Consider the following 13624-nt stretch of genomic DNA (forward strand, 5'->3'; position numbering starts at 1 on the left):
CTATGCTGAGGACAGCCTCGAACGCGGGGCCCTGGAATGTGCAATCGGGGCCCAAGGGATCAGCGCACTCTATGCCCGTTCGGGTGGAACGAAGCATATCTCCGTTCGAGACATTCTGGCGCTTGCCGAGAAGAACGACCCTGTTGCGATCGAAGTCATCGGCAAAATATCCGACATCGCCGCGCTCCTTGTCGTTTCCGTCAATGCGATCGTCGATCCGAAGACCGTCGTTCTGGGGGGCAGCATCGGGCGCCATCCGCTTATTGCCGAACGTGTGCGGCAGGGTATTATGAAGGCAAGCCGCCGCGCCATCGACGTCAAGGCTACCGTTCTTGGCAGTCGGGCGACGCTGCTGGGCGCGCTTGCGATTGGTCTGAACCATGTTCACAATCTGCTCTTCTCCCCCCAGACGCTGCCAGAGCAGCGCCGACTCCCGCCGCCGCCGCTTTGACCGGCTGACAATTCCTACGGAGGCAACGCGACTCATGGGACAAGATGACCGGATGCGCTTTAACGAGGGCAGAAAGTCACGTTCGTCATCTTGACGAACTAATTAGTTCCACGCAAACTGTCGCGATTGGAGGCATGGGCCGCACATTCGGCGAGACTACACTGCCTCTGAAGTGTGACGTTGAGGGAGTGGAGTCATGGCTGGTCTCAAGTTGAACGACATAAAGAAGAGCTTCGGCCATCATCAGATCCTCCACGGTGTTGATCTTGACGTACGCGAGGGCGAGTTTGTTGTGCTCGTCGGCCCTTCCGGTTGCGGCAAGTCTACATTACTTCGCCTCATCGCTGGCCTTGAAAGCGCAAGTTCCGGACAAATCTTCATTGGCGAGGATGATGTCACGACCGCGCCCCCCGGCGATCGCGGGATCGCGATGGTGTTTCAGTCCTACGCGCTGTACCCTCACATGACGGTTGCGAAGAATCTCTCCTTCGGCCTCGAGAACCTCAAAATGAGCCGCGCCGAGATCGATCAACGCGTCTTGGAAGCTGCGCGGATGCTCGCGATCGAACTTCTTCTCGACCGACGTCCGAAACAGCTCTCGGGGGGCCAGAGGCAGCGTGTCGCGATCGGCCGCGCGATCGTCAGGAACCCTAAGCTGTTCCTGTTCGACGAGCCATTGTCAAATCTGGATGCTGCCCTTCGCGTGCAGACTCGCGGCGAGATCAGCCGCCTGCACAAGCGGCTGGGCGCGACGATGGTCTATGTGACGCATGACCAGATCGAGGCCATGACAATGGCCGACCGCATCGTCGTCCTCAATGCCGGCCGCGTCGAACAGATCGGTACCCCGCTGGAACTCTTCGAGGGGCCGGCCAACAAGTTCGTCGCGGGTTTCATCGGTTCACCCCAGATGAACTTCTTTGAGGGCACGCTGCTTCGCTCGGTGCCAGGCGGCGTTCTGGTGGAGGTATCAGGCTTTGGGATGCTAAATCTGCCGATCAAAGCGGCAAATGTGGCGCCTGGACAGGCCGTCATCCTCGGGGTGCGGCCGAGTCACTTCGAACTTGCCAAGGATGGTGTGGCAAGCGACTTTACGGTTCGTTTCAAGGTGGATTACGCCGAGAGCATTGGAACGGACACATATGTCTATGGCAAGCTCGAAGGTAGCGATATTCCGGCGATCGCCCATCTGCCGGATCATCTCGCGATCGAAGATCACTCGTCTATGAACTTGGTCGTCCGGTCTCAGCGCGTTCACCTCTTCGATAGGAAGAGTGGCGCCAACATGGACACGACGATTGTCAAAGACAGTGCTAAGGCGGCTTGATGACGACGATCTCGCGGGCAGGCGCCCGCAAGGATTCTCTCCCCGTTACCGGCCAGCATCCGTTGTCGGCCGGCAGTGTCAGCTTCAACGATGTGAACTGAACGGACTGCCGCCGTTTGCCCGCACCAAGCAGGGCATCGGCTACGTGCCTCAGGGGCGCGATGTACCCTCTGCGACGCTCATATGGTCCTGATCGGTTCTATTTCTCGATTAAAGTCGCAGAAGTCAAAAATCATCCCTATCGGTTCTTTTCCTTCTTGGCTGGACCAATGGTGATAGCATCATCCCGATGGGGATGATTATGGAAAAAATCCCAGATGCGAAAACTCTCGGCCTGTAGATGCGGCGGGAGCGCAAACAGCAGGGGCTCGCCGGCGCGATCGGCGTCGGCGTACGTTTCATGCGTGAGCTGGAGGCTGGCAAGGAGAGCGGCCAGATCGGCCGCGCACTACAGGTTGCCGCGGGTCTCGGCCTGGTTCTTTCGGTCGGGAATCGAAGGGACGCGCGGTGATGACGCGCCACGAACACAATCGCATTGAAATGTTGCCATCAATGGATTAAATGCAATCAATGATGACTGGAGGGCGTTCATGGCCAGCATGACCATTCGCAATATCGACGCCCGTCTGAAGCAACGGTTGCGCATTCGCGCCGCGACCCACGGCCGATCAATGGAAGACGAGGCCCGTGATATTCTGAGAACGGTCCTTGCCCGACAGGAACCGACGCCCGACAACCTCGCCGGCGCTATTCGTGCCCGACTGCAGCCGCTCGGCGGTGTCGAGCTGGAGATTCCCGCACGCGAACCGATCCGCGACGCTCCGGACTTTTCCGCGGCATGATCGTTCTTGACACCAACATCATCTCCGAACTGCTGCTGCCGGTCCCGGAGCCTTCGGTGGTCGACTGGCTGGTGGATCAGCCTCCCGCCGCGGTCTTTACGACCGCAGTGACGGAAGCCGAGATCCTCTACGGACTGCGTTTGCTGCCCGATGGCCGTCGCCGACGCGATCTCGAAGCGGCGATCCTCCCAATCTTTGCGCAAGACCTTGCTGGCCGCGTCTTGCCGTTCGACCGGGACGCTGCAGATGTCTATGGCGTCATTGCCCCCGACAGGCGGAGAAATGGTCGGCCGATCAGCCAATTCGACGCACAGATCGCGGCGATTGCGCTTTCTCGTGGTGCGGCACTGGCAACGCGAAATATTGCCGATTTCGAAGGAGTCGGCCTGAGCATCATAAACCCGTGGGGGTACCGCTAAGGTGGTTTTACGCGGATCCATGTCAGCCGTAGTTGCCGATCAGCTGGTCGGCGAAGCCGCCGGCGACACCTTCGACAGTATCGAAGCTTTCCGCGGCTCGACCGGCGCCGACACACAATTGAATTGCTCGTATTCGTCGACGGAACGCAAATCTCCGGCTCTGTTGACCGCTCAGTAATTCTACTCTGTGTCCGCCGGTACCTGCCCACCACCTCCAGCTTGCGCGATCTGGAGGAGATGGCGATGGAGCGCGGGTTGAACGTCGATCATTCTACGGTCCACCGCTCGATCCGCCACTTCGCGCCACTGCTGCTCGAGCAGTTCAAGCAGCGAAAGCGTGCCGTCACCGGAAAGTGGCTTGGACGCCCGGAACGCATCGTTGTCGATGCAAGTTCACGACGGGACCGTTACAAGCGTCACCGTTTCCGTACGCTTTCATTGCCCACCCGTCTGGCTTTATTTCAGTTGTGTTTGAGCCCGCGGCTGGTGGAGGTGCTGGCGATTTGGGCACTCCACAGCAGAGTGCCGCGTCTGGCGCATAACTGGCCTGATGCATTGTTCATGTCATGAGGCGGGCAAAGCACCTATATACGTGACATCGAACGACGCCGGAAATCACGGTCGCTGACGTCAAACGGACCTCAGGAAAGGGGATCATCATGAACGTCGCACGCACCTTGAACAACTGGCGCAAGTATCGTCAGACTATAGCCGAACTGGGTCGCATGACCAATCGCGAGTTGAGCGATCTAGGTATTGACCGCAGCGAAATTCGCAACGTTGCTCGCGTTGCCACTTCTCTTTGAGAGTGGTGTAAAGCATTTAGAGGCGCCCGCTCTTTAGCGGGCGTTTTGCGTTTCAGTGGTAGAAGAAGCCCGCGCATCTGTCGCCGTCGCGAGATGCATGTTTTGTGCATAGCTGCACTGCAGCATAATCTCATTTCCAATGATCAGTATCAGCGTATGCTGGCCTACATCGAAGCCATGCAGCTCCTCCCGCAGCGCTTCGTGTTTCAGACGCCCATTCCCCTCCCGAGGACGTCTGTCGGAACAGCGACGCTCCTCCTCCCAGCCGCTGTTCGGTTCTTTTCGAAAGCCTGCCGCACCTCCTCCCGCGGCAGGCTTTCTTGTTTCCGGAGGTCGCTTTCTTCGCATTTGTGGCCGAGTGAGTGGTTAAGAAATTTAGGCGGGTAGGCTCTCGCCTGCACAACGATCCCCTCGGTTGCGAGGTCCAACGTCCGCCTACCGTCCGTGCCACTATCTGAGCAAACCAGGGTTGCCACTTAGAATCGGTTTGAGCCTCCAACCGGGCGGATTGCTGAGACAGTGGTGTCGGCTGCCGCTATCTTAGGTTCTGCTGCAGTAAGGCCTCGACGCCAGCACGGTCAGGTGCGCCGAGCCGTCCGCCAAAGACACTGCATTTCAGCGCAGCGGCGGCAGAGGCCATTTGAATGGCGGTATCGGTCGGCAGGTTCTCGGCTATCGCCAGTGCTTAGGCGCCGTGGAAGACATCTCCAGCGGCGTATCGGCGGTCTTGACGCGGAATGCAGGCATATGGGCGAGGCGCCCCGCATCTTTGTCCCGCCAGTAACTGCCGCGCTCGCCAGCAGTGACAACGATCAATGCCTGCGGATAGCGCTGGGCGAGAAGCGGGCGGTGATATCATCGGCCGTTACGCCCCTTACGTCCTCATGTAGACGAGGATCGTAAAAGGGAATGATCAATCTCGCCCCATCGTCGTCGACGAGGATTGTCGATACGGCCGAGCGGGCACCGGAAACCCGGACGCAGCCGCTGACATCGATGCCTGCTTGCCCTAGCTCCGATACGATCTGCTGACCGGTCTGGTCGTCACCGACGGCGCCCCAGAGGCTTGCCATGCCGCCGAGACGGACGATGGCATAGGCGGCACTGGATGCCATGCCTTCGGCCACTTGCAGCATTTCATAAGGCAGGACCTTGCCCGGTGACTGCGGAATTGCCTGGACGCGAAACAAGGTATCCAACACAGCCGCTCCGACGCACAAGATGTGGCGCCGGTTGCCGGGCAACTGAGGTGCGGTCGGTAAAGGGTTCAAACGCGCTGCCCGGTGGACTTGTCGAAAAGATGGATGTTCGCCGGATCGATTGTGATGGCGACGGTATCGCCGTAACCGATAGCCAATCGTTCGCGGAAGAGGCAGGAGATCTGTTCTCCGTTGCAGTCCAGCTTGGCGAAGATTTCCGATCCGGTTCCTTCGGTAAGCTCGGCGCGGCCGGCAATCCCGCCCGGGCTGCTGCGAATATGTTCGGGGCGGACGCCATAGACCAACTGGCCTGAGGGCGCTGCGCTCTTGATGTTTTCAGGTAGTGGCAAGGTCAAGCCCTTCTCCGTCCGGAAAACACCTTCCTCGATCCTGCCGTCGATGAAGTTCATCGACGGCGAGCCTATGAAGCCGGCAACGAAGAGATTGGCCGGCCGATCGTAGAGCTCAAGGGGGGCGCCGACCTGCTCGATCACGCCGTCATGCAGAACTACGATCTTGTCTGCCATCGTCATCGCCTCGATCTGGTCATGAGTGACGTAGATCGTCGTCGTCTTGATGCGCTGATGCAGTGACTTGATCTCGGCGCGCATCTGCACACGCAGCTTGGCATCGAGATTGGAAAGCGGCTCGTCAAAAAGGAAGACCTGAGGATCGCGAACCAGTGCACGGCCCATAGCCACGCGCTGGCGCTGCCCGCCCGAGAGTTGCTTCGGATAGCGATCGAGCAGCTTTTCAAGGCCGAGGATAGCAGCGGCCTTGCTGACCCTGCCGGAAATCTCCGATGCATCCGCTTTCTTCAGTCTCAGGGCAAAGCCCATATTGTCGGCGACGTTCATATGCGGGTAGAGCGCGTAGTTTTGAAAGACCATCGCAATATCCCGGTCGCGAGCCCGCAGATTGCTGACATCCCGAGAGCCGATCCGTATTTCTCCGTCGCTCATCTCCTCGAGACCGGCGATCATGCGCAAGAGCGTGGACTTGCCGCAGCCGGACGGACCAACGAGAACGACGAATTCTCCATCGGCGATTTCGACGCTGATATCTCTGATAACGTTGACCGCGCCAAAGCGCTTCTGGACGTTGCGAATATTCACGTTGGCCATGTTGATTATCCCTTTGAGTGCTTGGGTCAGCCGCCCTTGACTGCGCCGGCAGTCAAGCCTGCAACGATCTGCCTTTGCGCGAACATCGTCAGCACCAGCACCGGCAGCGTGACGATCAGCGCTGCGGCGGCGAGCGGCCCCCAGCTCACCTGTTCGAAAGACAGCATGTTGTAGACAGCGACCGGCAGGGTTCGCGTCTCGCGGCTTGCAAGCACGATACCGAAGACGAAGTTGTTCCACGAGAAGATTACCGACAGGATGAAGGCGACGACGATGCCAGGCTTGGCGATCGGCAGCGCCACCAGGCGGAACACCTGCCAGGGCGTCGCGCCGTCGATGCTGGCAGCCTCTTCGAGCTCCATCGGCGTCGTTTCGAAATAGCCGATCATGATCCACACGACGATCGGCACCGTGACGACGAGGTGGATGATGATTTGCGGCCAAAGCGTGCCGAGAAGATTGAGCCACTGGAACAGCAGGAAGAGCGGGATCAGAAAGGAGAGGCCGGGCGTCATGCGGGCGATCATGATCACCATCGCCGAACGCTCGGCCTTGAGCCGCGCAATTCCGTAGCCCGCTGGAACGCCGATCAGCAGAGCGAGCAGCGTCGCGCCACCGGTTACCAAGATGGAGTTCCAGAAATAGAGGAAGAAATTGTTTTCCTGGAAAACCTGGATGTAGTTCGACCAGGCGAAGCGCTCCGGGATCAGGATCGGCGGATAGGCGCCGTTGTCGATCTCGTATTTCAGCGATAGCGAGATCATCCAGAGAAAGAACAGGATGACCGGCGAAACCATCACCAGGGCAACGAAGAAAAGGCCGATGCGATCGATCGTCTTGCGCTTCATCATCGTGACTCCGTGTCCGACCAATTGGCACGCTGGCGGACCATCATCAGCACGAAGGACAGAGCGACGATGATGACGAAAAACATGACGGCCATCGCCGACCCATAGCCGATGTCGTAATAGGAGAACGCTGTGTTGTAGAGATAGATGTTGATCGTTTCCGATGCGGTTCCGGGCCCGCCCTGCGTCATCGCATAGATGATGTCGAAGCTTTTGACGGCATCGATGCTACGGATGATGACGCCAATCATCAGGAAGGGTGCGATCATCGGTAAGGTCAGGTAGCGGAATTTCTGCCAGGCATTTGCGCCGTCGATCTCGGCGCTCTCATAGGGTTCGCGCGGCACGGCGGCGAGGCCGCCGAGCACGATCAACATGATCAGCGGCGTCCACTGCCACGTTTCGACCAGCACCAGCGAAGGAATAACGCTCATCTGGTTATAGATCCATTCCTGCGGGCCGATGCCGATGAGTGAGAGAAGGTAGTTTAGCACGCCGAGCTGCGGGTGAAACATCATGGTCCAGACGAGTGCGATGGCGACCGGTGTCGCCATCATCGGCATGACGAAGATGCCGCGCAGGAAACCGCGAAGCGGAAACTGCGCGTCGAAAATCAACGCAGCAAGTGTGCCGAAGAAGAGAGGCGCCACGACAGCAAGCAGCGTGTAGACCGCCGTATGCCATAGCGACTCCCAGAAGCGCATGTCGGTGAACAGCCTGACGTAATTGTCCAGACCCGCGAAAACGACGGGCTGGCCGAGCGTCCAGCTGTTCACGCTCATCCAAAGCGTGAAAACCCATGGAAAGACGATGACCGCGGCGATAACGACGAGCGCCGGGACAACGAATGGCCAATAGTTGGGGGCAAGCCTGGGCTTGCTCCTTCCTTTTACGGTGCTTTCGCCCCGCGCGGTTTCCATGCTCACGGATGCCATTATCCCTCGCTTCGGGCCAGGACCGGTTCGAACTGTGCGGTTGCGTTCTTCAGTTCAGCGGCCGGATCGGCGCCGCCGATCATGTTTGTGAGGCCGACACCGTAGATGTCGCGGAATTCGGTGACCGGAATAATGACCGGCAGTGCGAGCTGTGAGACCTTGGCGGAGGCCGCAACGGCATCGACCCAGGCGCTCGGCATCTTGACGCCCTCGCGGACCTTCGGATCTTCGAGAACCGAGTTGCGGAACGGAACGCCGGCACCAGCCTGCAGAAGACGCGCGCCCATCTCCTTGGAGATGACCCACTGGCAGAACAGATAGGCGGCTTCCTTGTTCTTGCTGGCAGCGGTAACGCCGATACCGTCGCCGGTAGTCGCGGCGGCTTGCGCTTTCGGTCCCTTCGGCATGATGCCATAGCCGACCTTGCCGACGACGCGGGATTTTTCCGGGTTTTCGATCGGCGGCGCAAAGCCGACCCCATCGAGCCACATGCCGATCTTGCCCTGCAGGAAGGCCGATTGCGCTTCCGCCCAGTTGAAGCCGGAAACGCCAACAGGGGCAGCCTTGGTCATCAGCCGCTGGTACATCTTGGCCGCGTCGACAGCCTCGTCCGACGTCGTGCGCAGCTTACCGTCGGGGCCAAGCGGCGTCGAGCCGTAGCCGAGCATCAGCGTCGTCCAGACCGGCACGTTGGCGTTCTTCAGGCCGCGGGCGACGAAGCCGTAGGTGTTCGTGGAGGCATTCGTAAGAGCTTCGGCGGCGCTGACCATTTCTTCGAAAGTCGTGGGGTAGGAAAGTCCCTTCTTCTCGAAGAGTTCCTTGTTCCAGTAGATGATCCAGTAGTCGACCGAGAAGGGAAGCGAGCGCAGAACGCCGTCGGAATCCTTTGCGAAGGTCAGGCCGGCCTCGGCGAAATCGCTCTCGACCAGCGACGGATCGGTGAGCGACGGATCCTTGACAAAGCCGCTGATGTCGGCGAGCCAGCCGCCCTTTTCGAACTGGCGCTTCTGGACGTGGTAGCTCAGATGAACGACGTCGAAGCTCGGCTTGCCGGAGCTCAGTTCGATCGTGGTTTTCTGACGCTGCTGCTGTTCGGGCGTCGCTTCGGCATTGACCTTGATGCCGGTGAGCTCTTCGAACTCGCTCAGATATTTGAGGATCGTCTCGCTGCGCGGGCTCTTGACGAGATTGACCTCGAGGGTCGTTCCTGCGAAACGCTTCCAATCAACGGCGGCCGAAGCCGGCTTGACGCCAAGCAGGCCGGCCGCGCCGATCGCGGCGGATCCGGCCAGGAAGCCCCGGCGAGTCGGATTCATGAATGAAGATGGCATGCTATTTTCTCCTCCTCTTTTACTCGGCGATCTCCTCATCGCCGGCGGTCGTCTATAATCTCAGCGCGCGGCTTCGCGCGTGATTGATGTGTGCCGCAAGTGCGCTGACGGCTTCTTCCACATGTCTCCGTTCGATCGCCTCCAGCACCCGAAGATGCTCGCCCATGACAGGCCCGACACGGCCATCGATGCGGAAGCGCTCCTGGCTGATCAGCCGCATCTTGATCGAATTGACGCGATAGGCATTAGAGATGATCGTATTGCCGAGCGCGTCGATGAAGGCATCATGCATGCCCCAGTCCACGGCCTGGGCATAGACTTCGAGTTCATGCGATCCGTTACCGCCCTCGATCGCCGCGACGATCTCGCGATGCTGGTTGAGCATCCCTGCAATTGTCTCGTCGGTTGCCGTCTGGGTGAAAAGCGCGACGGCTTCCTTTTCGAGAAACAGGCGAAGCTGGAAGGCTTCGCGGATGAGGTTGAGATCGATATGAGCGATCTGCAAACCGCGCTGCGGCACCGTCTTGATCAGGCCTTCGGCCTCGAGCCGCGGGATGAGCTCCCGGATCGCGCCAAGCGTTAATCCGGTCAACTCGACCAACCGGCGTTGGGAGACGAACTGCCCAGGGCGAACGTCGCGCGCAAGCAGATGCCGGGTAAAGCTCTCATAGGCTCTTTCCCGCAGCGTCGGCTGCTCGTCGACTCCATCCATAGGGTTCTCCTCGTACATTGCCGCTTACGCCGCCTTCGTTCGGAAAAGCCCTTCGAAGGAAGCAGCAAGCTCACGCCTACCGTCGGCGGAAATTGACGTCAAAGGAGGACGGACCGCAAGCCATGTTTCGTCGTTTGTCATCGCTGCCACCATGACTTTTACCGCAGGTGTCACGGGATGCCTCAAGAGCTCGGCGACAAAGCGCTCAACGCGCGCATCGTCCTTGCCCTCGACCGCCATCGCCCGCACCTCGAGCGGCGCAAAATTCGCCATTCCGGAAATCGCGCCCCGGCCGCCCATACGTACACCTTTGGCGAGATGACGCTCGTCGCCGATCAGGATGATCAGATCCCCATGCCGGCGCAGAAGCGCTTCCGTATAAGGCCAGTCCCCGGAAGAATCCTTCACGCCAATGACAATCGACGGGAACGCGGCCCGCAACCGTCCGATCAGCTCGATGCTGAGCGCCACCATGGTCACCGAAGGAATGTTATAGACCAGCACGTCGCGGGCGTTGTCGCCCACCTGTGCAAAGACATCCGCAAACCAGGCAAAGACGCCGTCGTCGCTGACATTCTTGAAATAGGAGGGCGGAGCGAGCAGGATATTGCGGACACCCATCGACAGCGCTTGCGACATTTGCTGGGCTGCATCTTCGGCCGCGTCGACGAGGACGCCGACAACAATTTGGGAGGGCTGAATGCCGGCGGCGATAAAGGTGTCGAGAATCCGCTCCCGCTCCTGACTGCCGATCGAGGCCCCTTCACCGGTCGTTCCGAATAGCGTGACGCTGGCGCAACCCGAAGCCAGGCTTCGCTTTGCCTGGGCGAGCATGATCTCAGCGGCAATGGCCCCACCGCTCTCGAAAGGCGTCGCCAACGCGACCGACAAACCAAACCCCGTCACCGATTGATCTCCTTCATGTCAGTGTTAATTGACTAACATGTCAGTGCATAACTGTAAACCCGTTTGTCATGAAAGATCTTCGTCTGACAAATGCACTTCTCCTGATCGTGTTCGCTCCGTGGCAGACATGTTCGCCGTACGGCAATTCACCAGCGAGTCCCGTAGATCTTGACTTGGGCGCGCGCGAAGAGGTCGAACGACACAGGGTTGATGGATTGTATCTCGATGCTTCCGATGCCGGTTTGTTAGCCGAGCGTGGCGCGCGACCTGGCAATAGATGCGGACGCCCATCGCGATCAATGCTCTTGGTGCAGGCTCAGCAAAGCAGATTTTTTATTCCGTTCAGAGCCCAATTCCCAAGGTACAGTTGAGTGAAGAATGCCACTAGATAATCGATGAATGTCCGGAATTTGGCCGATACGAGGTCGACTTCCGTCGGGCCGCGGATGGTGGTGTTGTGCTGACAACGGCTGATAAGACGCAGCCCGCCAGCCGCTTTCAAAAACTGCGAGGGCTGCTGGGAAGGGACTCGATACAGACGCGATCGAGTCGCTCACGCGCGGTGAAGCGTGACGCTTGTCGACACGAATGTATTGCTCGACCTTCCAACCAATGACTCAATCTGGGCGGGCTGGTCGATCGAGCAACTCGAAACGGCCAGCCTCGCCGGTCCATTGTTGATCAATGATGTCGTCTATGCCGAGCTTACGGTTCGCTATGAGCGCATCGAAGACCTTGACGCGTTCATTGAAGAAGCTGGGGCTGCCGAGCCTACTGCCGGGAAGCGGTAATGGTCTCTGGAACGACGATCTGGTTCGCCAGATGACCGATGATTGAGCGCGTCATGAGCGCCGCCGATCTCGACCAAGTCGGCTGCAATTCTCTTTGCCTGTTGCTATTGATTCCTCAGGATTGGATCATCCGCTCCTTCGATAACCCAAGGCGCGGCTGATCTGATCGGCAGTCGAGCGCAGTTTCAGCAGCAGTTCCTCGCGCCGCTCGACATATCGGCTTGTCAGCGTTCCGAGATTGAGCGCTGCGATCACATTGCCTTCCGCGCCAAAAAGGGGGGCGGCGATCCCAGTCGAGCCAGTGACAAATTCTTGGTCGTTGATCGCATAGCCGTCACGGCGGACCTTTGCGAGGACCTCGCGGATCTGTTTGACATCCGTGATCGTGTAGCGGGTGTAGGACAGTAAGCGGACGCGCGAGAGATAGTCTTCCAGCGCTTCCGCGGGAGCATGAGCAAGAAGCACGCGGCCGGTTGCCGTGCAATGCGCGGTGATCGCGGCGTCCATATTGACGTCATAGCGGACAGGGTGGTGGCTAACGCATTTTGCCAGTCGGCGCAGGTCGCAATGCGCATTCATCGTGCCAAGCAGAACCGTTTCGCCGGACTCATCCCTCAGCCGTTCCATGAACGGCATTGCCGTGACGACCAGCGGCTCCTCATGGCGGCGGAAAGGGAAGCCGTGGCGGCTTGCCTCCACCAGCATGTAGTGCCCTGCAGCGTCCTGAACGACATGGCCGCGGGCCGCCAGTGTCTGGATCAGGCCATGCGCGCTACTCTTCGGCAGCTTGAGATCGCGGATGATCTGCGAGAGCGAGGCCGGTTCGCGCAGCACCGACAGATATTCCAGGAGATCAAGGATGCGACCCGCGCTCTTCACTTCAGAGTTCATGTATGTGAACAAAACCCCCATTGATGGCTATTTCCTCAGCTTATAAAAAATTTGCCTAGAAAAAATACAAGGGCAAGGCAGTCCCCGGCATCGCCGAATGAAAGAATATCATGAGCGCAGCAGAACAGCATGACAAAAACCAGCCCTGGCTGTGGGCAGACGACGTCTGGCAGAAGAGCGTCAACAAGGTCCGGGCGGGTCGCTCACTGAAGCCGGCGCAGTGGAAGAACGGCGCCCGCATGGCTGTCGCTCTCTCATTCGATGCCGATCACGAGACGATGGAACTGCGCAACGGCGGCATCTCCATCAGTCGCCTGAGCCAGGGCCAGTATGGCGCACGCTCCGGCATGCCACGCATCCTTAAGCTGCTCGAAAAATACGCGGTGCCCGCATCGATCTACATGCCCGCCGTCTCGGCTATGATCAATGCCGACGAGGCGCGTGCCGTCGTTGCTTCCGGCCATGAGATCGGCATTCATAGCTGGATCCACGAATTCAATTCGCGCCTGGACGAGGCAACCGAGCGCGATCTCGCGCTACGGGCGGCCGACGTTCTCGAACGCGTCTGCGGCATCCGGCCTGTGGGCATGCGCACCGCATCCTGGGATTTTAGCCCCCATACGCTGAAGATCGCTCGTGAAATGGGTCTGCTTTATGATTCCTCGTTGATGGCCGATGACGAGCCTTACGAGTTGCTGGAAGACGGCGAGCCGACCGGCATCGTCGAAATTCCGGTGGAATGGATCCGCGACGATGCTCCCTACGTCGCGATGGACCGGATGACAGGCGCACGGCCCTATGGCGACCCGGCTATGGTCCTCGAGATCTTCCAGCGCGAGCTGGAGCTTGCTTATGACGAAGGTGGGCTTTTCCAACTGACGATGCACCCACATCATGTCGGGCACCGCTCCCGCATCTTCATCCTGGAGGAGATCATCCGCCAGGCGCAGGCGAAGGGCAGTGTCTGGTTCACGACCCATGCTGAACTTGCTGCCTATTGCGCCAAGGAGGCTGGTATCGGTCGGGCCGCATAACGTTCTCG

General features: G+C 59.2%; 14 protein-coding genes and 5 pseudogenes. 11 read left to right on the top strand and 8 right to left on the bottom strand.

Features of this window, described 5'->3' with window-relative positions; translation table 11 throughout:
- The 8 genes and pseudogenes from ACPYOJ_RS13965 to ACPYOJ_RS14000 all read left to right on the top strand — a co-directional run.
- A partial coding sequence (locus ACPYOJ_RS13965) for an ROK family protein (protein WP_481416780.1) occupies positions 1-451 on the top strand: 451 nt, incomplete at its 5' end.
- Between the two features lie 196 nt (positions 452-647).
- Entirely contained in the window at positions 648-1778 is a 1131-nt protein-coding gene (locus ACPYOJ_RS13970) for an ABC transporter ATP-binding protein (RefSeq protein ID WP_481416781.1), read from the top strand.
- A gap of 20 nt (positions 1779-1798) precedes the next feature.
- Positions 1799-1944, top strand: a pseudogene (locus tag ACPYOJ_RS13975) (ABC transporter ATP-binding protein); the annotation flags it as partial.
- A gap of 424 nt (positions 1945-2368) precedes the next feature.
- Positions 2369-2620 (top strand): FitA-like ribbon-helix-helix domain-containing protein, encoded by a 252-nt coding sequence (locus ACPYOJ_RS13980; RefSeq protein WP_481416782.1) that lies wholly within the window; start codon positions 2369-2371, stop codon positions 2618-2620.
- Positions 2617-3039: a PIN domain-containing protein gene (locus tag ACPYOJ_RS13985; protein ID WP_481416783.1), complete on the top strand. Its 423-nt coding sequence runs from the start codon at positions 2617-2619 to the stop codon at positions 3037-3039. Before ACPYOJ_RS13980 ends, ACPYOJ_RS13985 begins: the two co-directional genes overlap by 4 nt.
- Positions 3040-3058: 19 nt before the next feature.
- On the top strand, positions 3059-3217 hold the full coding sequence (locus tag ACPYOJ_RS13990) for a hypothetical protein (protein WP_481416840.1): 159 nt from the start codon (positions 3059-3061) through the stop codon (positions 3215-3217).
- Positions 3190-3396 (top strand): annotated as a pseudogene (locus tag ACPYOJ_RS13995) (IS6 family transposase); the annotation flags it as partial. The gene ACPYOJ_RS13990 and the pseudogene ACPYOJ_RS13995, both read left to right, overlap by 28 nt.
- Before the next feature lie 302 nt (positions 3397-3698).
- Positions 3699-3845 (top strand): DUF1127 domain-containing protein, encoded by a 147-nt coding sequence (locus ACPYOJ_RS14000; protein ID WP_481416784.1) that lies wholly within the window; start codon positions 3699-3701, stop codon positions 3843-3845.
- 535 nt (positions 3846-4380) lie between these two features.
- Here ACPYOJ_RS14000 and ACPYOJ_RS14005 read toward each other — a convergent pair.
- From ACPYOJ_RS14005 to ACPYOJ_RS14035, 7 genes and pseudogenes are all read right to left on the bottom strand, one after another.
- A pseudogene (locus tag ACPYOJ_RS14005) lies at positions 4381-5116 on the bottom strand (PfkB family carbohydrate kinase).
- Entirely contained in the window at positions 5113-6168 is a 1056-nt protein-coding gene (locus tag ACPYOJ_RS14010) for an ABC transporter ATP-binding protein (RefSeq protein WP_481416785.1), read from the bottom strand. The pseudogene ACPYOJ_RS14005 and the gene ACPYOJ_RS14010 overlap by 4 nt, the downstream one beginning before the upstream one ends.
- 26 nt (positions 6169-6194) lie before the next feature.
- Complete coding sequence (locus ACPYOJ_RS14015) at positions 6195-7016, bottom strand: carbohydrate ABC transporter permease (RefSeq protein WP_481416786.1); 822 nt, start codon at positions 7014-7016, stop codon at positions 6195-6197.
- Positions 7016-7951: a carbohydrate ABC transporter permease gene (locus tag ACPYOJ_RS14020; RefSeq protein ID WP_481416787.1), complete on the bottom strand. Its 936-nt coding sequence runs from the start codon at positions 7949-7951 to the stop codon at positions 7016-7018. Before ACPYOJ_RS14020 ends, ACPYOJ_RS14015 begins: the two co-directional genes overlap by 1 nt.
- Positions 7951-9282 (bottom strand): ABC transporter substrate-binding protein, encoded by a 1332-nt coding sequence (locus ACPYOJ_RS14025; RefSeq protein ID WP_481416788.1) that lies wholly within the window; start codon positions 9280-9282, stop codon positions 7951-7953. Before ACPYOJ_RS14025 ends, ACPYOJ_RS14020 begins: the two co-directional genes overlap by 1 nt.
- 52 nt (positions 9283-9334) lie before the next feature.
- Positions 9335-9994 (bottom strand): GntR family transcriptional regulator, encoded by a 660-nt coding sequence (locus ACPYOJ_RS14030; RefSeq protein ID WP_481416789.1) that lies wholly within the window; start codon positions 9992-9994, stop codon positions 9335-9337.
- Positions 9995-10018: 24 nt separating this feature from the next.
- The gene (locus ACPYOJ_RS14035; RefSeq protein WP_481416790.1) at positions 10019-10900 is read right to left on the bottom strand and encodes a dihydrodipicolinate synthase family protein; all 882 of its coding nucleotides are present in this window, start codon (positions 10898-10900) and stop codon (positions 10019-10021) included.
- Between the two features lie 421 nt (positions 10901-11321).
- Here ACPYOJ_RS14035 and ACPYOJ_RS14040 point away from each other — a divergent pair.
- Together ACPYOJ_RS14040 and ACPYOJ_RS14045 are read left to right on the top strand one after the other, a co-directional pair.
- Positions 11322-11473 (top strand): annotated as a pseudogene (locus ACPYOJ_RS14040) (AbrB/MazE/SpoVT family DNA-binding domain-containing protein); the annotation flags it as partial.
- Positions 11470-11661: pseudogene (locus tag ACPYOJ_RS14045) on the top strand (DNA-binding protein); the annotation flags it as partial. The pseudogenes ACPYOJ_RS14040 and ACPYOJ_RS14045, both read left to right, overlap by 4 nt.
- Positions 11662-11817: 156 nt before the next feature.
- Here the strand turns inward: ACPYOJ_RS14045 and ACPYOJ_RS14050 are convergent.
- Positions 11818-12603: an IclR family transcriptional regulator gene (locus tag ACPYOJ_RS14050; RefSeq protein WP_481416791.1), complete on the bottom strand. Its 786-nt coding sequence runs from the start codon at positions 12601-12603 to the stop codon at positions 11818-11820.
- 89 nt (positions 12604-12692) lie between these two features.
- On the opposite strand from ACPYOJ_RS14050, the gene ACPYOJ_RS14055 reads away from it, so the two are divergent.
- On the top strand, positions 12693-13616 hold the full coding sequence (locus ACPYOJ_RS14055; protein ID WP_481416792.1) for a polysaccharide deacetylase family protein: 924 nt from the start codon (positions 12693-12695) through the stop codon (positions 13614-13616).
- The last annotated feature ends 8 nt before the right edge of the window (positions 13617-13624 follow it).

It is taken from the genome of Rhizobium sp. SVR5-9E (assembly GCF_056755095.1).

What these genes read in the sequence shown, in the direction of transcription:
- ACPYOJ_RS14055 (WP_481416792.1), top strand. Translation starts at nt 12,693, where the DNA reads ATGAGCGCAGCAGAACAGCATGACAAAAACCAGCCCTGGCTGTGGGCA.
- ACPYOJ_RS14015 (WP_481416786.1), bottom strand. Translation starts at nt 7,016, where the DNA reads ATGAAGCGCAAGACGATCGATCGCATCGGCCTTTTCTTCGTTGCCCTG.
- ACPYOJ_RS14050 (WP_481416791.1), bottom strand. Translation starts at nt 12,603, where the DNA reads ATGGGGGTTTTGTTCACATACATGAACTCTGAAGTGAAGAGCGCGGGT.
- ACPYOJ_RS13990 (WP_481416840.1), top strand. Translation starts at nt 3,059, where the DNA reads ATGTCAGCCGTAGTTGCCGATCAGCTGGTCGGCGAAGCCGCCGGCGAC.
- ACPYOJ_RS14025 (WP_481416788.1), bottom strand. Translation starts at nt 9,282, where the DNA reads ATGCCATCTTCATTCATGAATCCGACTCGCCGGGGCTTCCTGGCCGGA.
- ACPYOJ_RS14020 (WP_481416787.1), bottom strand. Translation starts at nt 7,951, where the DNA reads ATGGCATCCGTGAGCATGGAAACCGCGCGGGGCGAAAGCACCGTAAAA.
- ACPYOJ_RS13985 (WP_481416783.1), top strand. Translation starts at nt 2,617, where the DNA reads ATGATCGTTCTTGACACCAACATCATCTCCGAACTGCTGCTGCCGGTC.
- ACPYOJ_RS14030 (WP_481416789.1), bottom strand. Translation starts at nt 9,994, where the DNA reads ATGGATGGAGTCGACGAGCAGCCGACGCTGCGGGAAAGAGCCTATGAG.
- ACPYOJ_RS13980 (WP_481416782.1), top strand. Translation starts at nt 2,369, where the DNA reads ATGGCCAGCATGACCATTCGCAATATCGACGCCCGTCTGAAGCAACGG.
- ACPYOJ_RS13970 (WP_481416781.1), top strand. Translation starts at nt 648, where the DNA reads ATGGCTGGTCTCAAGTTGAACGACATAAAGAAGAGCTTCGGCCATCAT.
- ACPYOJ_RS14010 (WP_481416785.1), bottom strand. Translation starts at nt 6,168, where the DNA reads ATGGCCAACGTGAATATTCGCAACGTCCAGAAGCGCTTTGGCGCGGTC.
- ACPYOJ_RS14000 (WP_481416784.1), top strand. Translation starts at nt 3,699, where the DNA reads ATGAACGTCGCACGCACCTTGAACAACTGGCGCAAGTATCGTCAGACT.